Source organism: Pseudomonas sp. 8209, assembly GCF_028682105.1.
Taxonomy (GTDB): domain Bacteria; phylum Pseudomonadota; class Gammaproteobacteria; order Pseudomonadales; family Pseudomonadaceae; genus Aquipseudomonas; species Aquipseudomonas palmensis.
Genome location: NZ_JANIAH010000003.1, coordinates 135,499 through 155,801, shown reverse-complemented (window position 1 = coordinate 155,801; position 20,303 = coordinate 135,499). Strand labels below are relative to the sequence as shown.

General features: G+C 65.9%; 17 protein-coding genes. 11 read left to right on the top strand and 6 right to left on the bottom strand.

Annotation, left to right across the window (positions count from 1 at the left end; translation table 11 throughout):
- Nucleotides 1–92: 92 nt before the first annotated feature.
- On the bottom strand, nucleotides 93–1,265 hold the full coding sequence (locus tag NP552_RS07460) for an MFS transporter (RefSeq protein WP_274096607.1): 1,173 nt from the start codon (nucleotides 1,263–1,265) through the stop codon (nucleotides 93–95).
- A 97-nt stretch (nucleotides 1,266–1,362) separates the two neighbouring features.
- On the opposite strand from NP552_RS07460, the gene NP552_RS07455 reads away from it, so the two are divergent.
- Nucleotides 1,363–2,253 (top strand): LysR family transcriptional regulator, encoded by an 891-nt coding sequence (locus NP552_RS07455; RefSeq protein ID WP_274096606.1) that lies wholly within the window; start codon nucleotides 1,363–1,365, stop codon nucleotides 2,251–2,253.
- A 114-nt stretch (nucleotides 2,254–2,367) separates the two neighbouring features.
- Nucleotides 2,368–4,035, top strand: a complete 1,668-nt coding sequence (locus tag NP552_RS07450; protein WP_054915933.1) for an FMN-binding glutamate synthase family protein — start codon at nucleotides 2,368–2,370, stop codon at nucleotides 4,033–4,035.
- A 27-nt stretch (nucleotides 4,036–4,062) separates the two neighbouring features.
- Here NP552_RS07450 and NP552_RS07445 read toward each other — a convergent pair whose 3' ends face one another.
- Complete coding sequence (locus NP552_RS07445) at nucleotides 4,063–5,352, bottom strand: OprD family porin (protein WP_043861662.1); 1,290 nt, start codon at nucleotides 5,350–5,352, stop codon at nucleotides 4,063–4,065.
- 395 nt (nucleotides 5,353–5,747) lie between these two features.
- On the opposite strand from NP552_RS07445, the gene NP552_RS07440 reads away from it, so the two are divergent.
- Nucleotides 5,748–7,838: a TonB-dependent receptor gene (locus tag NP552_RS07440; RefSeq protein ID WP_229589765.1), complete on the top strand. Its 2,091-nt coding sequence runs from the start codon at nucleotides 5,748–5,750 to the stop codon at nucleotides 7,836–7,838.
- A 92-nt stretch (nucleotides 7,839–7,930) separates the two neighbouring features.
- Here the strand turns inward: NP552_RS07440 and NP552_RS07435 are convergent, their stop codons facing one another.
- The 4 genes from NP552_RS07435 to NP552_RS07420 form a co-directional block, all read right to left on the bottom strand.
- Nucleotides 7,931–8,131 carry a hypothetical protein gene (locus tag NP552_RS07435; protein ID WP_078481589.1) on the bottom strand — a complete coding sequence of 67 codons (201 nt, stop codon included), beginning with the start codon at nucleotides 8,129–8,131 and terminating at the stop codon, nucleotides 7,931–7,933.
- Between the two features lie 184 nt (nucleotides 8,132–8,315).
- On the bottom strand, nucleotides 8,316–9,422 hold the full coding sequence (gene aguA / locus NP552_RS07430) for an agmatine deiminase (RefSeq protein WP_229589766.1): 1,107 nt from the start codon (nucleotides 9,420–9,422) through the stop codon (nucleotides 8,316–8,318).
- Nucleotides 9,423–9,424: 2 nt separating this feature from the next.
- Nucleotides 9,425–10,303 (bottom strand): N-carbamoylputrescine amidase, encoded by an 879-nt coding sequence (gene aguB, locus NP552_RS07425; protein WP_043861659.1) that lies wholly within the window; start codon nucleotides 10,301–10,303, stop codon nucleotides 9,425–9,427.
- Between the two features lie 198 nt (nucleotides 10,304–10,501).
- Entirely contained in the window at nucleotides 10,502–13,387 is a 2,886-nt protein-coding gene (locus NP552_RS07420; protein ID WP_274096605.1) for an aminotransferase, read from the bottom strand.
- Nucleotides 13,388–13,521: 134 nt separating this feature from the next.
- Between NP552_RS07420 and NP552_RS07415 the strand changes: the two genes are divergently transcribed.
- The 8 genes from NP552_RS07415 to rfbD all read left to right on the top strand — a co-directional run bounded on the left by NP552_RS07415 (nucleotide 13,522) and on the right by rfbD (nucleotide 20,202).
- A complete protein-coding gene (locus NP552_RS07415) occupies nucleotides 13,522–14,211 on the top strand; it encodes a WbqC family protein (protein WP_100632951.1) in 690 nt (229 codons plus the stop codon).
- Nucleotides 14,208–15,092, top strand: a complete 885-nt coding sequence (locus tag NP552_RS07410) for an NAD-dependent epimerase/dehydratase family protein (protein ID WP_157811418.1) — start codon at nucleotides 14,208–14,210, stop codon at nucleotides 15,090–15,092. The genes NP552_RS07415 and NP552_RS07410 overlap by 4 nt, the downstream gene beginning before the upstream one ends.
- Nucleotides 15,089–16,066, top strand: a complete 978-nt coding sequence (locus tag NP552_RS07405) for an ATP-grasp domain-containing protein (RefSeq protein ID WP_054915926.1) — start codon at nucleotides 15,089–15,091, stop codon at nucleotides 16,064–16,066. The genes NP552_RS07410 and NP552_RS07405 overlap by 4 nt, the downstream gene beginning before the upstream one ends.
- Nucleotides 16,047–16,724 carry a metallophosphoesterase family protein gene (locus NP552_RS07400; protein WP_054915925.1) on the top strand — a complete coding sequence of 226 codons (678 nt, stop codon included), beginning with the start codon at nucleotides 16,047–16,049 and terminating at the stop codon, nucleotides 16,722–16,724. The genes NP552_RS07405 and NP552_RS07400 overlap by 20 nt, the downstream gene beginning before the upstream one ends.
- Nucleotides 16,725–16,848: 124 nt before the next feature.
- A complete protein-coding gene (gene rfbB / locus NP552_RS07395) occupies nucleotides 16,849–17,931 on the top strand; it encodes a dTDP-glucose 4,6-dehydratase (RefSeq protein ID WP_043861652.1) in 1,083 nt (360 codons plus the stop codon).
- Nucleotides 17,928–18,809, top strand: coding sequence for a glucose-1-phosphate thymidylyltransferase RfbA (rfbA, locus tag NP552_RS07390; protein ID WP_054915924.1), 882 nt, complete (start codon nucleotides 17,928–17,930; stop codon nucleotides 18,807–18,809). The genes rfbB and rfbA overlap by 4 nt, the downstream gene beginning before the upstream one ends.
- Complete coding sequence (gene rfbC, locus NP552_RS07385; RefSeq protein ID WP_043861650.1) at nucleotides 18,800–19,345, top strand: dTDP-4-dehydrorhamnose 3,5-epimerase; 546 nt, start codon at nucleotides 18,800–18,802, stop codon at nucleotides 19,343–19,345. The genes rfbA and rfbC overlap by 10 nt, the downstream gene beginning before the upstream one ends.
- Nucleotides 19,342–20,202 (top strand): dTDP-4-dehydrorhamnose reductase, encoded by an 861-nt coding sequence (rfbD, locus tag NP552_RS07380; protein WP_054915923.1) that lies wholly within the window; start codon nucleotides 19,342–19,344, stop codon nucleotides 20,200–20,202. Before rfbC ends, rfbD begins: the two co-directional genes overlap by 4 nt.
- Nucleotides 20,203–20,303: the final 101 nt, after the last annotated feature.

Genomic DNA, 20,303 nt, shown 5'->3' with positions numbered 1-20,303 from the left:
GGGGATTGGCGGTGGCAGTTGTGCATATACCGGAGTTGGGATCTGCAGCGGCTGGACAAACGCCTTCGCCGGCAACGCCGGCTCCTACAGGGTCAGCGCGGCCCTGTAGGAGCCGGCGTTGCCGGCGAAGAGGCCCGCCAGCCCACCCGCCCGATCAACATGAACACCGCCTGAAACCCCAGAATCAGCACCACGCACCCGGTCCAGCCCCACTGCTGCCACAGCACCGCCGGCAACAGCGCGCCGGCACTCCCGCCCAGGTAATAGCAGGTCAGGTAGCGCCCGATCGCCCCGGCCTTGTTCGCGCCGGCCGTGGTCGCAATGAAAGTGTTGGCCGCCGCCTGCGCCAGGAACACCCCGGTCGAGCTCAACGCCAGCCCCAGCACGATAACCCACAGCGTGGGCACAAGCGTCAGGCCGATGCCCACCGCGCCGACAACGCCCGCCACCATCAGCAGGTGCAACGGCGGGCGAGCCCTGGCCAGGCGGCCGGCAATCGGCGTGACCACCAGCGCCAGCAGAAACACCGCATAGATCGACCCCAGCGCCGCCGCCCCCAGCCCGAACGGCGCCCGGCTCAGGTGCAGCCCCACATAGGTGAACGACGCCACCTGCGAAAACAGCACGCAGAACCCCACCGCGCACGCCGACCACAATGGCCAGCCAAACCGTGGTGGCGCACTGGCCCTGCGCGTGCTCGCCGGCATCGGTTCGAGCACCAGCAGCCAGCGAATCCCCAGCCCCATCAGCAGCACCACCAGCGCCAGCACCTCGAACGCTTCGCGCCAGCCCCAGTACTCGGTCACCCACGCCACCACGAAGCGCCCGGCAAAGCCGCCCAGGATGGTGCCGGTCACGTACAGGCTGGTGACCTCGGTCACGCTCGCGCCCTGCCACCGCTCACCAATCAGCGCCACGCTGCAGGCGAAGATCACCGGTATCAGCAAGCCCTGCACCGCCCGCCACAGCAGCAGCTCGGCAAAGCTGCCCACCGTGGCCATCAGCAGCACCGGGGTGGCCAGCAGCAACGCCGCCACCACGATCAGCGTCACCGGCGACCAGCGCCGCGCCAGCCAGCCGACCCAGGGCGCAGTCAACGCCACCATCAGGGTGGTGATGGTCAGGCTCCAGCTCACCTGGCCAATGTCCACGGCAAACTGCCGGGCCAGTTGCGCGAGGATGCCCTGGGTGGCGTACAAGGGGAGGAACGCCGCGCAGCCGCACAACAACATCGCGACCCGCGCAGCCGAAGAAGGCGCCTGCATGGCAAAACTCGTTAAAGTGTGTGGCGCCCTTTATACGGCGCCCCACTCGCCCCGGGCCAATACCGATTTCGGACCGATCGATACCTCAAGGTGCACCATGCTCGACCTCCGCAAACTGCGCTATTTCCTGGCCGTGGCCCAGGCCCTGCATTTCGGCCGCGCCGCCCAGGCCCTGCACCTGGCCCAGCCCGCGCTGACCCGGCAGATCTCGGCGCTGGAAGCCCAGCTGGGGTTCAGCCTGTTCGAGCGCAGCAGCCGCAACGTCAGCCTCACCGTGCAGGGCCAGGCCTTCGTGCCCTATGCACGCAACGTGATCGAGCAACTGGCGCTGGCCGAAACCATGGCCGCCAGGCTCGCCAGCGGCATGGCCGGCCACCTGAGCCTGGGCTATGCCAGCTCCGTAGCCCTGAGCGACCGCTTTACCCAGGCCATCCAGCGCTTCGCCCAGGCCTTCCCCGAGGTGCAGTTGAACCTGATCGAACAGGCGTCGATGAACCAGTGGGCGCAGCTGCGCGACGGCACCCTGGACATCGGCCTGAGCCGCCTGCCGCCCCCCGCCGAGCACAACCTGCACACCGACACCCTGGAGCACGAACCCCTGCTGCTGGCGCTGCCGGTCAGCGACCCGCTCAGTGACCAGGCACAGGTCAGCCTGGCGCAGTTGCAGCAGCGCCCGGTGATCCTCTACCCCGAGCAGCACGGCACCGGCCTCAACCTGGCCATCGAGACCCTGTTCGCCAACGCCGGCCTGCCGTTGCACCGCGGCCCCAGCGGCCAGCAGACCACCACCATCATCGCCCTGGTCGCCGCCGGCCAGGGCGTGGCGGTGGTGCCGGCCTGCACCAGCGCGCTGGAACGCAAGGGCGTGTGCTACCGCCCGCTGAGCGATGCCGATGCACACATCGCGCTGCATGCCATCAGCCGCCGGCACGGCCGTTCGCGGGCGGCCGAGGCGTTCCTGGCGATCATTAACCAGCCGGGCCCATGAGCCCCGGCGCCTGGCAAGCACGGCGCGGATAAAACTGTTTTACCGAAACCACGGGTTTTCCGCCGCAGTGCTTTGCCTATCCTAGGCGCAACAAACACCATCAGCGGAAGATTCATGCGCCTCTCGTTTCCCAGCCGTTATGCCTGCCTGGCGGCGTGCCTCACGTTCAGCCTGGCCAGCCTGCCGTTTCTTGCCACTCACGCCTGGCTCTGGCCATTGACCCTGATCGGCACGCTGCTCTCGCTGGTGGGCCTGAACGACCTGCGCCAGCGCCAGCACGCAGTGCGGCGCAACTACCCGATCCTGGGCAACCTGCGCTACCTGATCGAGACCATCCGACCCGAGATCCGCCAGTACCTGCTCGAAGGCGACGACGACAAGCTGCCCTTCTCCCGCGCGCAGCGCTCGCTGGTGTACGCACGGGCCAAGAACGAAAGCGCCGAGAAAGCCTTCGGCACGCTCAATGACGTGTACCGCCCGGGCTTCGAGTTCATCAGCCATTCGATGCTGCCGGTCAACACCCCCGACCCGGCCTCGTTTCGCATCGCCATCGGCGGCCCGCAATGCCGCCAGCCGTACTCGGCATCGATCTTCAACATTTCGGCCATGAGCTTCGGCGCCCTCAGCGCCAACGCCATCGGCGCGCTGAACAAGGGCGCCAGCCTCGGCCGTTTTGCCCACGACACCGGCGAGGGCAGCATCAGCCCCTACCACCGCGAACATGGCGGCGACCTGATCTGGGAAATCGGCAGCGGCTATTTCGGCTGCCGCGACGCCCACGGCCGCTTCGACCCGCAGCGCTTCGCCGAACAGGCCCGCGACCCGCAGGTGAAGATGATCGAGATCAAGCTCAGCCAGGGCGCCAAGCCCGGCCACGGTGGCATCCTGCCGGGGCACAAGGTGAGCGCCGAGATCGCCGCCACGCGCGGTGTGGCGCCCGGCGAAGACTGCATCTCGCCCGCCGCCCACAGCGCCTTCAGCACGCCGGTGGGGTTGCTCGAGTTCGTGGCGCAGTTGCGCGAGCTGTCCGGCGGCAAACCGGTGGGCTTCAAGTTCTGCCTGGGCCACCCCTGGGAGTTCATGGGCATCGCCAAGGCCATGCTGGCCACTCAGATCGTGCCCGACTTCATCGTGGTCGACGGCAAGGAAGGGGGCACCGGCGCTGCGCCACGCGAATTCAGCGACAACATCGGCGTGCCCATGCGCGAGGGGTTGATGTTCGTGCACAACACCCTGGTGGGCCTGAACCTGCGCCACAAGGTGCGCATCGGCGCCGCCGGCAAGATCGTCAGCGCGTTCGACATCGCCGGCGTGCTGGCCCTGGGCGCCGACTGGGTGAACTCGGCGCGCGGCTTCATGTTCGCCATCGGCTGCATCCAGTCGCAAAGCTGCCACACCAACCAGTGCCCCACCGGCGTGGCCACCCAGGACCCGTTGCGCCAGCGTGCACTGGTGGTGCCCGACAAGGCCGAACGGGTGTTCAGCTTTCATCGCAATACCCTGCATGCGCTGGCCGAGATGCTCGCGGCCGCCGGCCTCGAGCACCCCAGCGAACTCAAGCCCAAGCACCTGGTGCGCCGCGTCAGCGCCAGCGAGATCCGGCTGTTTTCGCAGTTGCACGTGTTCCTCAAGCCCGGCGAATTGCTCAGCGGCTCGATCGACAGCGAATTCTATGCACGGATGTGGCGGATGGCCCGCAGCGACAGCTTCGCGCCGCAATTGCAGGATGCGCCCGTGGCGCCGGCGAATGCGGTACGCCGAAAACAAACAACCCCGGCCTAGGCCGGGGTTGTTTGAAGGTCGAATCGATCAGAGGATGCTGATCGGGTACTCGACGAATACGCGGACTTCGTTGCCGTCTGCGGTGTAGTCGATAGCGTTGAGGTTGTTGGTGCCACGCAGGAACGAGCTACGCAGTTTGACGGACAGGTCCTTGGCCGGACCTTCCTGAACCACGTACTTGAACTGGTTGAAGATTTCGCGCTCTTTGCCTTCGCCGAAGCCGTGGGTGTTGATGTTGTCACCCGCTACGTATGCAAAGTTGTAGGTCAGACCCGGTACGCCGAAGGCGCTGAAGTCCAGGCCGTAGCCGATCTGCCACGAACGCTCGTCTTCGGCGTTGAAGTCGGACCAGTAGGAGTTGGCCAGGAAGATGGTCGAACCACCGTCACCCACGCCGCGGCGGTTCTGGTACCAGCCGTACTGGTAGCCGGTGTCGCCGGTGTTGCGCTGGTGCGCCAGGGTGATCGAGTGCGGGCCGAAGGCGTAGGTGGCCGCCAGGCTCCAGATGGTGTTGCGGTCACCGGTCAGGCCTGCACGGTTGACGTACTTCTTGTCGATGTCCGACTTGTAGCCGTTGAAATCCAGGGTCAGCGACTGGTCGTCGGAGATGGCGTGGACGTAGTTCAGGCCCAGGTAGTGCTTCTTCAGTACGTCTTCGACGTCGGAGGTGTACAGCGCACCGGTGAAATTCTCGGTGAACTGGTACTTGCCGCCGAACACGTTGATCGACTTCAGACCACCGCTATCGCGACCTTCGGCGCTCTTGCGCGCTTCCTGGGTGTAGCGACCGGCGTTCAGTTCCAGGCCCTTGATCTCCTTGGAGGTGATCGATGTGCCAGTGAAGCTCTCTGGCAGCAGGCGGCCGTCGTCATAGTTCAGCACTGGCAGGGTCGGCATCTGGTCGCCGTATGCCAGTACGGTATTGGAGACGCGGAACTTGATCGCAGCACCGGCACGCGCCAGGTTGTGCGGGGAGTTGCTCGGTTCGGTATCGCTTGGCTTGAAGAAGTCGATACCGGCGCCGCCGTTACGACCCTTGCCGCCGTCCAGGCGGATGGCATACAGGCCGAAGGCGTCTACGCCCACGCCCACGGTGCCCTGGGTGAAGCCCGACGAGAACTTGCCGATGAAGGCCTGGCCCCACTCGGACTGGTCACTGCTGCCATGCTTCTTGTCACGATTGATGAACGCGTTGCGCAGCAGAACGCTGGCCTTGCTGTCTTCCTGGAAACCGTTCGACGCGGCCTGGTCGTTGGCCATTGCCTGAGTCGCCGCCATAAGCCCCAGCGCGATCAGACTGATCCGTGTTTTCAACATGTTATTTTCCTTATTTCGGAGTGTTTTACGCTCTGCGACCAACGCCAGGAACCACGCCCCCTGCGTGGGTTGACGCTCACGGGTCTGCAAACAAAAAGCCCGCCTGCAACAAGGGTGCAGCGGGCCTTTTCTTGGGACTCTTGGCCGATGGGCCTACAGGCGTTGGGTCCGATCCTAGCCGTGCGTACAAGGCCATGTCAAAAATTCGTGAAAACGACAAGTCATATGGCCATTACGCCGTCTTCAGCGGCGCAGACAAGGCAGCCCGCAATCGGTTGCGCCCCGGTGGAAATACCTGGATACGACCGCACCACAAAGGTGCGTAAATAGCGCTAACATTTGTGAATGCAAAGCATTACCATTCGCACCCTTTTCATCACCAAGTACCTTTGCCGATGCGTGCCACGCCCGTCCCTTGCCGTCTTTCCCCTGTGTCTCTGGGGCTTTGCGCCCTGTTCAGCTCCAGCCTGGCGTGTGCTGCCAGCACCACGTTGCCCGAGCTGTCGGTAACCGCCGACAGCGACCGGGATGACCCCCGGGTCAAGGAAGTGACCACCGCCACCCGCACCTCCACCCCGGCGCGCTACGTGCCCCAGGCCATCGATTCGATCAAGACCGCCAGCGTGCACGACTACGGCACCCATGACCTGGGCAAGGCCCTGAGCGGCATCCCCAACGTCAGCAACAGCGCCGACACCCGCTTCGACAGCCTGCGCATCCGAGGCTTCGACGCCAGCAACGACTTCTACCTGGACGGCATCCGCGACGACAGCCAGTACGTGCGCGACCTGTACAACATCGAACGGATCGAGGTGCTCAAGGGGCCGGCGGCGGTGCTGTACGGCCGCGGCAGCCAGGGCGGTATCATCAACCGCGTGAGCAAGGCGCCCGAAGCCGGCCGACACTCCAGCATCGAGGCCCAGGGCGGCAGCGACGAACTGCGCAGCCTGTATGCCGACCTCAGTGCCGACCCCAGCGACACCCTCAGCCTGCGCCTGAACATGGGCAACCGCGACAACAACAGCTTCCGCCACGGCATCGACGGCAGCCGCCAGCTGTTCGCGCCCTCGATGAGCTGGCAGCTCAGCCCGGACCTGAACTGGCTGGTGCAGTACGAATACAGCCGCTACAACCGCACGCCCGACCGCGGTATCCCCGGCGATCCGCGCACCGGTCGCCCGGTGGATGTCAGCCGCAGCACCACCTATGGCGACCCGCAGCGCGACTACATCGACGACACCGCGCAGTCGCTGCGCTCGCGCCTGAACTACCAGCTCAACGATGCCTGGCAACTGCGCCATACCCTGGGCCTGTTCCAGCTCGACAGCGACTTCGACAACACCTACCTCACCGGCTACAACGCCAGCACCGGCCTGGTCGGGCGCCAGCGCTGGCAGCAGGACCTGAACACGCGCAACCTGTTCAACACCGTGGAAATCGAAGGCAACGTATCGACCTTCGGCCTGGAGCACACCCTGCTCACGGGGCTCGAACTGGGCGAGCAGCGCCGTCACTCGCTGCTGCGCAGCGGCAAGGGCGTGCCGGGCGTCGACCTGTTCAACCCGGACCGCGGCCAGCAACACAACGGCGTGCTGGCGGTGTCCAGCAACAACCATACAGACGTGCACAGCCGTGGCCTGTATGTGCAGGACCAGGTCCGCCTGAACGATCAGTGGCAACTGCTCGTGGGCCTGCGCCATGACCGGTTCGAGGTGGACACCACCAGCAAGGTCAGCGGCCTGAGCGAAAAGCAGCAGAGCAACAGCACCAGCCCGCGCCTGGGCGTGGTGTGGACGCCGCTCAGGGACCACGCTTTCTATGCCTCGTGGAGCAAGACCTTTTCGCCGGTGGGCGGCGGCCTGATCGGCATCACCCCGGGGGCGGCGGGCAACGCCAACGAAACCGGGCCTGAACATACCCGGCAGAAGGAGATCGGGGTCAAGAGCGAGTGGCTGGACGAGCGCCTGAGCACCACCCTGGCGGTGTACGAGCTGGAGCTGTACGACCGCCGCAGCCGCGACCCGGACAACGCCGACCGCTACATCCTCACCGGCCTGCAGCGTTCGCGCGGGGTCGAACTGACCGCCACCGGCAAGCTGGGAGGCAACTGGTATGTGCGCGGGGGCATCGGCCTGCAGGACGCCACCATCGTCGAGGACACCGAAGGCAATGCCGGCAACCGCATCAACGACGTGGCGCGGCGCAACGCCAGCCTGTTCGTCACCTGGAAACCGGAAATGGGCTGGTACGCCGAAACGGGTGTGACACTGGTGGGGCAGCGTTATGCCGATACCAGGAACACCATCGTGCTGCCGGGGTATGGCAGTTGGGACGCGCTGGTGGGCTGGCGCACGCAGGATTGGGATGTGCGCGCGGCGCTGAGCAACATTGCCGACAAGACCTACTACAGTTCGGCGACCAGTGCCGGGCAGATCCAGTTCGGTGATCCGCGCAGCCTGGTGGTGACGGGTACCTACAACTTCTAAGTGCTTCGCCGGCAAGGCCGGCTCCTACAGGGTGCAAGTGGCCTGTAGGAGCCGGCCTTGCCGGCGAAGGGCCCAACATGGCCTTTTGTGTTTCAGCGGTAGCACACCCCCAGCAGCGCATCGAGCTCTGCCTCGGTGATCAACCCCTGTGGATAACGTTCCACCAGTGCACGTCGTGGATCGGTCTTCCTGACCCGGAGGGTTCCATGGTGTTTCAACCACTGCGCCACTGCCTCAAGCGCCTCGAGGTTCACCACCGACGGGTGCGAAACCGGTTCACTTGTCGCATTCATTTCCACACGTACTCCCCAGAAGTGTGAGCGGCTACCTTAATCAAACTTTGTGACAGAACTGCGCCGTCGTACTTGCTTGAAATACAAGGCAAAACGAATACAAGAGGTGTGCCAGTTGCGTCGCCGGCCATCGCACAGGCAAAAAAAAGCCCGTCGATGACGGGCTTGATTTGCCAGGCCGCTCTCAGCGCTTGGCAGGGGCGGGTTGCTGCTGGGTCAGGCAATGGATGTTGCCACCGCCCAGCAACAGCTCGCGGCCCGGCACCATGACCACTTCGTGATCGGGGAACAGACGTGCCAGGACCGCTCTGGCCTCGGCATCGGCGGGGTCGTCGAAGCTCGGCGCGATGATCCCGCCGTTGACGATCAGGAAGTTCACGTAGGAACCGGCCAGGCGTACCGACGGGTTGCGCTCCTGGCTGCCGGCCACCAGATCGACCCCGGCGCACTCCTCTTCGGTAGCGTACAACGGGCCCGGGATCGGCATCTTGTGCACCACGAATTCACGGCCCCTGGCATCGCGCTGGCTTTGCAGCACCGCCAGGGCGGCGCGGCAGCGTGCGTAGTTGGGGTCTTGCGAATCATCGGTCCAGGCCAGTAACACTTCGCCCGGGCGAACGTAACAACAGAAGTTGTCCACATGCCCGTCGGTTTCGTCGTTGTACAGGCCCTCGGGCAGCCACACGATGGTATCCACCGCCAGTTGATCGCGCAGGATCGCCTCGATCTGCTCGCGGTTCAGGTGCGGGTTGCGGTTGTGGTTGAGCAGGCACTCCTCGGTGGTGATCAGGGTGCCTTCGCCATCCACGTGAATCGAGCCGCCTTCGAGCACGAAGCCCTCGGTGCGGTAACGCTGGCAGCGCTCCATTTCCAGCACCTTGGCCGCCACCTGTTCGTCGCGGTTCCACGGTGCGTACAGGCCGCCCTCGAAGCCGCCCCAGCTGTTGAAGCCCCAGTGCACGCCGCGCACTTCGCCGCTGTCGTTGATCACGAAGGTCGGGCCGGTGTCACGCACCCAGGCGTCGTCGTTGCTGATTTCCACCACACGGATGTTGGGCATGTCCAGTTGCGCACTGGCGTTTTCGTACTGGCCGGCCGACACACCCACGGTGACCGGCTCGAAACGCGCGATGGCCTTGGCCACCGCCACGTGGGCGGCCTGGGCCGGCTTGCCGCCCAGGCGCCAGTTGTCCGGGCGCTCGGGCCACAGCATCCATACCTGGGTTTGCGGTGCCCACTCGGCAGGCATGTGGAAGCCGTCGGCGCGCGGGGTAGTGTTCAGGGTCTTCATGGTCAGGATTCCAGTGAACCGTCGAGGGTTTTGATCGCACCATACAGGTTCGGACGGCGGTCACGGAAGGTGCCCCAGGCGCTGCGCACGTGTTCCAGTTTGTCCAGGTCAAAGCTGTGCACCAGCACGCCCTCTTCGGTCTGGTCCAGTTCCTCGACCTTTTCGCCGAACTGGTTGGCGATGAACGACGAGCCGTAGAAGGTGATGGCGTAGCCGTCCTGTTCTTCGCGGCCGATGCGGTTGCTGGCCACCAGCGGCATCAGGTTGGCGCCGGCGTGCCCCTGCTGCACACGCTGCCAGTGCTCGCGGGAGAGGATATTGGCATCGTGCGGTTCGCTGCCGATGGCAGTGGGGTAGAACAAAATCTCCGCGCCCAGCAGCGCCATGCTGCGGGCGCACTCGGGGAACCACTGGTCCCAGCAGATGCCCACGCCGATCTTGGCGTAGCGGGTCTGCCACACCTTGAAGCCGGTGTCGCCGGGGTTGAAGTAGTACTTCTCGTGGTAGCCGGGGCCGTCGGGGATGTGGCTCTTGCGGTACACGCCCAGGTTGCTGCCGTCGGCGTCGATGATCGCGATGCTGTTGAAGCGGGCGCGGCCGGCCAGCTCGTAGTAGCTGATGGGCAGCACCACCTGCAGCTCCCTGGCGAGCGTCTGGAAGTGCGCGATGGCGGCGTTGGTTTCGGTGGGCGTAGCCAGTTGCAGGTAGTCGGCGTTGGGCTTCTGGCAGAAGTACGGGGTTTCGAACAGTTCCTGGATCAGGATGATCTGCGCGCCCTTGGCGGCGGCTTCGCGCACCAGTTTTTCGGCGGTGGCGAGATTTGCCTGGCGGTCCCAGGAACAAGCCATCTGGGTGGCGGCGACGGTGACGGTACGGCTCATGGGAACCTCCTTGGGAAGGTACAAGGGAAGACGATGAGCACTTTATAGCCGATAAATATCGGCTTTAAAAGCCAAAAATAATTAAACCTCTCAGCTTCGCCCGATTATTAATCGATATTAATCGACGCAAGGGAGGGTTCGTTGACTGCTTCGCTGGCAAGCCAGCGAATGCAGGACAGCGCCCTCCCGACTCCGCCGCTACACCCCCTGCGTCAACACCCGCTCCACACTGTCCACAAAGAAATCCACGCTCGCCCGCGTAGTGCACATGGGCGGCTTGATCTTGAGGATGTTCAGGTAGTCACCGGTCGGCTGCATGAAGATGCCCAGCTCGCGCAGACGCTCGCACAGCGCCGCCGTCTCTTCGGTGGCCGGTTCCAGGCTGGCGGCATCACGCACCAGCTCCAGGCCCAGGTAGAACCCCGACCCATGCACCGCACCCGCCAGCGGATACTTATCGACAAGCGCCTGCAGACGCGCCTTGAAGTACCCACCCACCTCGCGCGCGTTGTCCCACAGGCCCTCCTCCTCCATCACGTCCAGCACTGCCATGCCGATACGGCAGCTCACCGGGCTGCCACCAGCCGACGAGAAGAAGTAACCCTCGGCCTCCAGCGCCTCGGCGATCTCGCGCCGGGTGATCACCGCGCCCAGCGGCTGGCCGTTGCCCATGCCCTTGGCCATGGTGATGATGTCCGGCACCACACCCTGCTGCTCGAAGCCCCAGAAGTACTCGCCCAGCCGCCCATAGCCCACCTGCACCTCGTCGGCGATGCATACCCCGCCCCGCGCGCGCACCCTGGCATACACCTGCTGCAGATACCCCGCCGGCAACGGAATGCCGCCGGCATTGCCGTACACCGGCTCGCAGATGAACCCCGCCAGCTGACGCTCACCGATCTCGGCCAGGCGTTCGTCGACATCGCGCACATAGTCGGCGGTGGTGTCCTGCCCACGGTACTTGCCGCGGTAGGTGTTCGGTGCGGTCACCGGGTGCACCCAGTCGGGCCGGGTGCTCAATGCCTGCGGGTTGTCGGCGATGGAGGTCGAGATGGCATCGGTGGCCACCGACCAGCCGTGGTACGCCTCCAGCACGCTGAGCATGTCGCGACCACCGCTGGCCGCCCATGCCAGGCGGATCGCCAGGTCGTTGGCCTCGGTGCCGCTGTTGACCAGGAACACCCGGTCCATCCCCGGCGGCGCCAGCGCCAGCAGGCGCTCGGAAAACTCGGCGATGGCCGCATAGTGAAAGCGCGAGTTGGTGTTGAGCAGCGACCACTGGCGCGCCGACTCGCTCACCATGCGCGGGTGCCCATGGCCCAGCACCGCGACGTTGTTGAGCATGTCCAGGTACGAGCGCCCCTGCATGTCGATCAGGTAGTTGCGCCAGCCGCGCTCGATATGTGGCGGCTGCTGGTAGTAGTGCTTCTGCGAGCGCGCGAAGCTGGCGTCGCGACGCGCCAGCAGGGCATGCGGGTCGGGCAGTGGCGCGGCGTCGCAGTCAAAGCCCAGCAGCGCAGCCGGCGAAGGGCACAGCGCCTGCCACGCCAGCGCACGCGAAGGCGCGACGAAGTTCGGCGGTTGCAGGCCGGCCACGCGGCACAGCTGCACCTCGAGCTCGGTGGCGTGCCCCAGCGGCTCGCCCTGGGCGATGACCGCGCCCGATGCGGGGCTTTGCACCACCCCGCGCAGCCACAGGCTGGAGGCGTCACCTTCAAGGCACGCCCAGCCCTGCTCGCCGTGGCGCCAGGTGCCGGCAAACGGCGCCACCAGCGCACTGTCCACGGGCAGGTGCAGCTCCACGTGCAGCGCACAGGTGTGCGGTTCCAGCGGGTTGTCGATATGGGTCTGCGACAGGCGGTACTGGGCATACAACGTGCTGGCCGGGGCCGCATGGGTACGCAGCAGGTGCTGGTCGATGCCGGGCTGCTGCCAGTTGCCGGCGCTGAAGTGCTCGCTCAGCACGCCAAGATCGACCCGCGCTACAGCCTGGTCGCGCAACCCCGGCAGCAGCATGCCCGTGGCCGGCAGCGGCGCGGGCGCAAGGCCGGCTAGTTGCATGATCGCCGCCTCCATCAATGCAAACGGCACACCGGCTGCCACCTCGAAGATCTGCCACTCATGGGCCAGGTTGTCGCGGCTGTAGGTGTTGCCGGGGTCGACGCCCACCTGCTGCTCGCCACTGAGCACCAGCACCGCCGCGCGCGCCACGATCATCGGCCATAGCGCTCGCAGCTCGGCCTCGTGCAGCGGGTTGAACGCATGGTAGGCAGCGATGGCCGGCAGGATGCGCAGCGGGTCGCCGTCGACATGATGCAGCAGCGCCGCGCAGGTCACCGACAGGTCGGCGATGCGCCAGGTGTGCAGCAGGTCGCCGAAATCGATCACCCCCTGCAACTGCCACTCGCGTGCGCCATCGCGCTGCCACACGGCGTTGTCATCGGTAATGTCCAGGTGCACCGCCTGCATCGGCAGCTGCGCCAGCAACGGCTCTAGCGCCACGCGGGCCTGCTCGGCAATGGCCTGCACCCGCACCTTGCGCGGCCCGTCGGCCAGCACCGGGAGCAGGTGGGCGATCACCGCCTGGGCATGGCGCGGGTCCCATTGCAGGGTGCGCTCCAGCCCGGGGTGGGTGAAGTCCGCCAGCGCCAGGTCGACCCGTGCACACAACGCCCCCAGCGCGTGCATCAGGCGCGGCGCCATGTACGGCAGGCGGGTCAGGGTCTGGCCCTCGATGTAGGTGAGCACCCGGGCGCGCACCGGCTGGCCGTCGATCTTCAGTGCCAGCAGCGGCTCGCCACCGTTGGCACGACGAACGGCCGGTACCGGCACACCCTGACGGTGCAGGTGCTCCAGCGCCGCATGCTGGGCTTCAAGCTCCTGCTGCGCATAGTCGCCATGACAGACCTTGAGCACGAAGCGCCCGTGGGGCGTATCGACGCGAAAGTTCAGGTCCTGCTGGCTGCCCAGCGGCTGCAGCGTGCCTTGCAGCCCGTAATGCGCCTGCAGCAGCTGCGCCGCCTGGGCCGGGTCGAGATCGGGGCATGGCAGGCTGGCGCGGTGAATGAGGGTGTTCAGCGACATGGAGAAGGCCTCGATTTTTTTTGTCGCTTATATCGCCACCGCTGCTGCCGATAAGCAAGGGGAGTGACGAAGGGAAAGAATTGAACGTATTCTGACCCGCCGTCGATTTCGCCCTCCAACCCCGGGACAGACGCTTGAAGCAGGTTGCCATCCTCCAATCCAACTACATTCCCTGGAAGGGGTACTTCGACCTGATTGCGGCCGTGGACGAGTTCATCGTCTACGACGACATGCAGTACACCAAGAACGACTGGCGCAACCGCAACCGCATCAAGACCCCCAACGGCCTGGAGTGGCTGACCATCCCGACCGGGCAGAACATCAACCGGCGCATCCGCGACGTCGAGCTGGCCCCGGGCAACTGGCAGGCCAAGCACTGGAAGAGCCTGGTGGCCAACTACGCCAAGGCGCCTTGCTGGCACGAAGTGGCCGCATGGCTGCAACCGCTGTACCTGGACCGCCAGCACCGCAACCTGAGCGAGCTCAACGTGCTGCTGATACAGGCCGTGTGCGACTACCTGGGCATCACCACGCGCATCACCCGCTCGTGGGACTACACCCTGGGCGAAGGCAAGACCGAACGTCTGGTCGATCTGTGCCAGCAGGCCGGAGCCACGCACTATGTGTCCGGGCCGGCAGCCAGGGACTACCTTGATGAACGCCAGTTCGCCGACAGCGCCATCGAGCTCAGCTGGTTCGACTATGACGGCTATCCCACCTATCCACAGCAATGGGGCGAATTCAGTCACGCGGTCAGCATTCTCGACCTGCTGTTCAACTGCGGGCCCCGCGCCGCGCACTACATGAGGTATGCCCCACGATGACCCGCGACACTTCCACCCCACGTCCACCTCTCGGCAGCCTGGTCATCGGCAGCACCTCCGTGATCGGCCAGGCCATCGCCCACGGCCTGGCGCAACTGGGCCCGGTGCAGACCGCAGGGCGGCGTGATGCCGACGTGTTCTTCGACCTGAGCCAGCCCGACCGCGTACCAGCCAGCGTGCCGCCGTTCGACGTGGTGGTACTGGCCGCCGCCGACTTTGGCGGCCCCGGCATCGACGACCTGATCCGCGCCGAGCAGGTCAACGCGGTCGGCACGCTGGCCGCCTGCCAACTGGCACAACGCAGCGGGGCCAGGCACCTGATACTGATTTCGTCGGTGTTTGCCAGCCACGTCCCGGGCGACCCTCACTACAGCATCTACTCGCTATCCAAACGCCACTCCGAGGAGCTCGCCAGCCTGTTCTGCAGCGCGCACGGCATCGCCCTGACCATCCTGCGCCCCAGCCAGGTGTATGACGCCGCCGGTGCCTGCCGCACCCATCAGCCGCTGCTGTATGCCTTCGCCGACCAGGCCCAGGCCGGTAACGACATCAGCCTGTTCGGCAACAACGACGCGCGGCGCAACTACCTGCACCTGGACGACCTGGTGCAGATCTGCACCCGTGTGGCCGCCACCACGACCACCGGGCTGTTCAACTGCGTCCACCCCGACAGCCCTGCACTGAGCGAAATCGCCCAGGCCGCGTTGTCCGCCTTCGGCCAGCAGGGCCAGGTGCGCTTTCTGCGCGACAAGCCGGATGTGCCCGACCTGCCAGCGCAGCTGCTCGACCCGGCGTTGCACGCCGCCATCGACTTCATGCCACAGGTGAATATCCATATGGGTTTCGAAATGATCCGACAGCACCGGGAGCGCACGGCATGAGCACGGTCATGGTTACCGGCGTGGGCGCCATCATGGGCTACGGCCTGCTCAAGTCGTTGCGTGCCAGCGACCCGGCCGTGGTGCTGGTAGGCACCGATATCTACGACGATGCCGCCGGCAGGGCCTGGTGCGACGCCTTCGCGCAGGCGCCCCTGACCGCCAGCGCCGACTACCCGGCGTGGCTCGAACGGGTGGTCAGGCAGCACGCGGTCGACCTGGTGATACCTGGCATCGAGCAGGACCTGCACTGGTTCTCGGACCACCGTGAACAGGTGGCGCAACTGGGCTGTGGCGTGGTGCTCAACAGCCGAGCGCTGATCGATCTGTCCCGCGACAAGTGGGCAATGGACCAGGCGCTGGCCGCCGCCGACGAGCCGGCGCGAATCCCCAGCTACCTGTCGGGCAGTTTCGCCGAGCTGGTCCGGACCCTGGGCCTGCCCTTCCTGCTCAAGCCTCGTCGCAGTTATGCCTCCAAGGGCCTGGTGTGGGTACAAAGCGCCAGCGACTTCGAACCCCATGCGCACCTGCTGGGCGAGGTGCTGATGGCCCAACCGATCATCGGCAGCGCCGAGCAGGAGTTCACCGTGGCGGTGTTCGGCGATGGCGAAGGCGGTAGCTTCGGGTCGATCACCCTGCAGCGCAAGCTGGCCGCCGACGGTTCAACCGCCAAGGCCTGGGTGCGCCAGGAGGCTTCGCTGGATGAAGTGGTGGCGCGCCTGTGTGCACACTTCAGGCCCGTGGGCCCGACCAACCTGCAGTTTCGCCGCGACGCCGACGGCAGCTGGAAACTGCTGGAGATCAACCCGCGTATCTCCTCCACCAGCTCCATGCGCCGGGCCTTCGGCTACAACGAGGCGGCCATGTGCCTGGACTTCTTCCTGAACCGCAAGGCGCCCCCCACTCCCGAGATCCGACCGGGGTTCGCGGTGCGCTACATCGAGGAGCTCGTGGTCCATGATCGGGATCATTTCTGATATCCACGGCAACTTCGTCGCACTCTCGGCGGTGCTCGACGAGCTGGAGCGCCTGGGCGTGTCGCAGATCATCTGTCTGGGCGACACGGCCGGGTACTACTGCCAGATCAACGAGTGCTGCGACGCGCTGCGCGAACGCGGCATCTTCAGCCTGATGGGCAACCACGACTGGTACCTGTCGAGCAACACGCCCTGCCCACGCTCCAACAGTGCCAACGCCTGCCTGGACTACCAGAAGGGCATCCTCACGGCCGCCAACGCGGCATGGCTCGCGGCATTGCCCGCACGCGGCCGGCAACACGGCATCGAGCTGGTGCACGGCGGCTGGAACGACCCCATCGAAGAGTACCTGCGCCCCTCGCAGGCGTATTTCGAGGCGCTGCCCGGCACGCACTTCGCCTCGGGCCACACCCATGTGCAGATGCTCTGGCAGGGCCGCGACAAGGTCTACTGCAACCCCGGCTCGGTCGGCCAGCCACGCGACGGCGACCCGCGTGCGGCCTTCGCCACCTGGCACGCCGGCCAGTTCACCCTGCACCGCGTGGCCTACGACATCCCGCGCATGCAGCAGGCGATGAGCGACGCCGGGTTCACCGCGTACTTTTCCGACAACCTGCCCCTCGGCGCGCAGATCGGCGGCAGGATCAGCCACTATTAACTACGCGGGCATCCGGCCGATAGCCTGACGTCGGCCAGCGCTGCGTTGCCCTTGCACCGGCCGGCGCCTGGCGACAAGCTACGAGCCACCTGAACACCACCCGCTGCACCAAAGGCCATTCGACATGCGCATACTCATCACCGGCGGTGCCGGCTTCATCGGTTCGGCGCTGGTCCGCCACCTGATCGAGCACACCGACCACCACGTGCTCAACCTGGACAAGCTGACCTACGCCGGCAACCTGGAGTCGCTACACAGCATCGCCAGCAACACCCGCTACGAGTTCGTGCAGGCCGATATCGTCGACCAGGCCACGGTGAGCGCGGTGCTGGAGCGCTTCCGGCCCCAGGCGATCATGCACCTGGCAGCCGAGTCGCATGTCGACCGCTCCATCGACGGGCCAGCGGCGTTCATCCAGACCAACATCGTCGGCACCTACAGCCTGCTCGAAGCCACCCGCGCCTACTGGGGCACGCTGCCGGCCGCCGAGCGCGAGGCGTTTCGCTTCCATCACGTGTCCACCGACGAGGTGTATGGCGACCTGCATGGGGTCGACGACCTGTTCACCGAAACCACCCCCTACGCACCCAGTTCGCCCTACTCGGCGAGCAAGGCCGCGTCCGACCACCTGGTGCGCGCCTGGCAGCGCACCTACGGGCTGCCGGTGCTGCTGACCAACTGCTCGAACAACTACGGGCCGTACCACTTCCCGGAAAAACTCATCCCGCTGGTGATCCTCAACGCCCTGGCGGGCAAGCCGCTGCCGGTGTACGGCAATGGCCAGCAGGTGCGCGACTGGCTGTTCGTCGAGGACCATGCCCGCGCCCTGCTCAAGGTGGTCACCGCAGGTGAGGTGGGCCAGACCTACAACATCGGCGGGCACAACGAGCAGACCAACCTCGAGGTGGTGCACGCCATCTGCGCACTGCTCGAAGAGCTGGCCCCCGCACACCCGGCGGGCGTGGCGCGCTATGCCGACCTGATCACCTTCGTGCAGGACCGCCCCGGCCACGACCTGCGCTACGCCATCGACGCCGGCAAGATCGAGCGCGAGCTGGGCTGGCGCCCTGAAGAAACCTTCGCCACCGGCCTGCGCAAGACCGTGCAGTGGTACCTGGATAACCTGGAATGGTGCCGCCATGTGCAGGACGGCAGCTACCAGGGCCAGCGCCTGGGCAACAGCGATTTCAAGGACCTGATTGCATGACCAAAGGCATCGTACTGGCAGGCGGCTCCGGCACGCGCCTGCACCCCATCACCCTGGGCATTTCCAAACAGCTGCTGCCGGTTTACGACAAGCCGATGATCTACTACCCGATCTCGGTGCTGATGCTGGCCGGCATCCGCGAGATCCTGATCATCTCCACCCCTCACGACCTGCCACACTTTCGCCAGCTGCTGGGCGACGGCAGCCAGTTCGGGGTGCACTTCGAGTATGCAGAGCAGCCCTCGCCCGACGGCCTGGCCCAGGCGTTCCTGATCGGCGAATCGTTCATCGGTGACGACTCGGTGTGCCTGATCCTGGGCGACAACGTATTCCACGGCCAGCGTTTCACCGAGCAACTGCTGCGCGCCGCCGCCCACTCCAGCGGCGCAACGGTGTTCGGCTACTGGGTCAAGGACCCGGAGCGTTTCGGCGTGATCGAGTTCGACGCGGCAGGCAACGCCTTGTCGATCGAAGAAAAGCCCGCGCAGCCCAGGTCCAGCTACGCGGTCACCGGCCTGTACTTCTACGACAACGACGTGGTGCGCATCGCCCGCGACATCAAGCCTTCGCCGCGTGGGGAGCTTGAGATCACCGATGTCAACAATGCCTACCTGCGCCGTGGCGACCTGCGCGTGGAGCGCTTCGGGCGTGGCTTCGCCTGGCTCGACACCGGCACCCACGACAGCCTGCTGGAGGCCTCGCAGTACGTGCAGACCATCGAGCATCGCCAGGGCCTGAAGGTCGCCTGCCTTGAAGAGATCGCCTTCCAGCAGGGCTGGATCTGCCAGGAGCGTCTGCTGGAACGGGCCAAGGCCTTCGGCAAGACCGGCTACGGCCAGTACCTGTACGGCCTGACCGGAGACCAGCAATGGAAGTGATCGCCACCGCGCTACCGGACGTGCTGATCCTCGAACCCAGGGTGTTCGGCGATGACCGCGGGTTCTTCTACGAGAGCTTCAACGCCCAGGCCTTCAGGGCCGCAACCGGCATCGATGCACAGTTCGTGCAGGACAATCATTCGCGCTCGCTTCGCGGCGTGCTGCGCGGCCTGCACTATCAGGTGCACAACCCCCAGGGCAAGCTGGTGCGCGTGACCCAGGGCGAGGTGCTGGACGTGGCGGTGGATATCCGCCGCAGCTCGCCGACCTTCGGGCAATGGGTGGCGGTACACCTGTCGGCCGCCAACCACCGGCAGGTGTGGATCCCCCAGGGGTTTGCCCACGGTTTCCGGGTGCTCAGCGACAGCGCCGAGTTCCTGTACAAGACCACCGACTACTACAACCCGAGCGCCGAGCGCTGCATTCGCTGGGACGACCCGCAGCTGGCCATCGACTGGCAACTGGACGCACCGCCGCAGCTGTCGGCCAAGGATCAGGTCGGCCAGTTGCTCAAGGACGCCGACCTGTTCCCATGAAAATCCTCATCACCGGGCGCAATGGCCAGCTAGCCCAGGCCCTGCAGCAGCGCCTGGCCGGGTTGGGCCAGGTGCATGTACTGGGCCGCGAACAGCTCGACCTGGCCGAGCCCGAACGCATCCGCCAGGTAGTACGCGAGCTGAGCCCCGACCTGCTGGTGAACGCCGCCGCCTATACCGCAGTCGACCAGGCCGAAAACGAACCTGCGCTGGCCTTCGCCATCAACGCCACTGCACCCGGCGTACTTGCCGAGGAGGCCGCACGGCTGGGCGTACCGCTGCTGCACTACTCCACCGACTACGTGTTCGACGGCAGCAAGGCCACGCCCTACACCGAAGACGACGCGCCCAACCCCCTGAGCGTGTACGGACGCAGCAAGCTGGCTGGCGAGCAGGCCATCCATGCCGTGGGCGGCGCGCACCTGACACTGCGCACCAGCTGGGTGTACTCGTTGCACGGGCGCAATTTTCTGCTGACCATGCAGCGTCTGCTGCAGGAAAAACCGCAGCTGCGCGTGGTCGCCGACCAGATCGGTGCACCGACCTGGGCCGGTAGCCTGGCCGCCAGCACCCTGGCGTTGATCCAGCGCTGGCAGGCCGGGCAGGCGGGTGCGTGGGGCACCTACCACATGACCGCGCAGGGCCAGACCTCCTGGTTCGGTTTCGCCCAGGCCATCGGCGAGCATCTGAAGGCTCAGGGCAGGCCCTGCGCGCAGCTGCTGCCGATCCCGTCCAGCGAGTACCCGACCCCGGCGCAGCGCCCACTGAACTCGCGCCTGGACTGCAGCCGCCTGCGCCAGCAGTGGCAGGTGGAGCAGCCAGACTGGCGTCAAGCGCTGATCGAGTGCCTGAAGTAGCGCATAATGCGCCCAACGTTTCTGCGCCCTTTGCGACGCCATCGCGGGTCAAGCCCGCTCCCACGGGATAATCAATGACCTTGTGGGAGCGGGCTTGACCC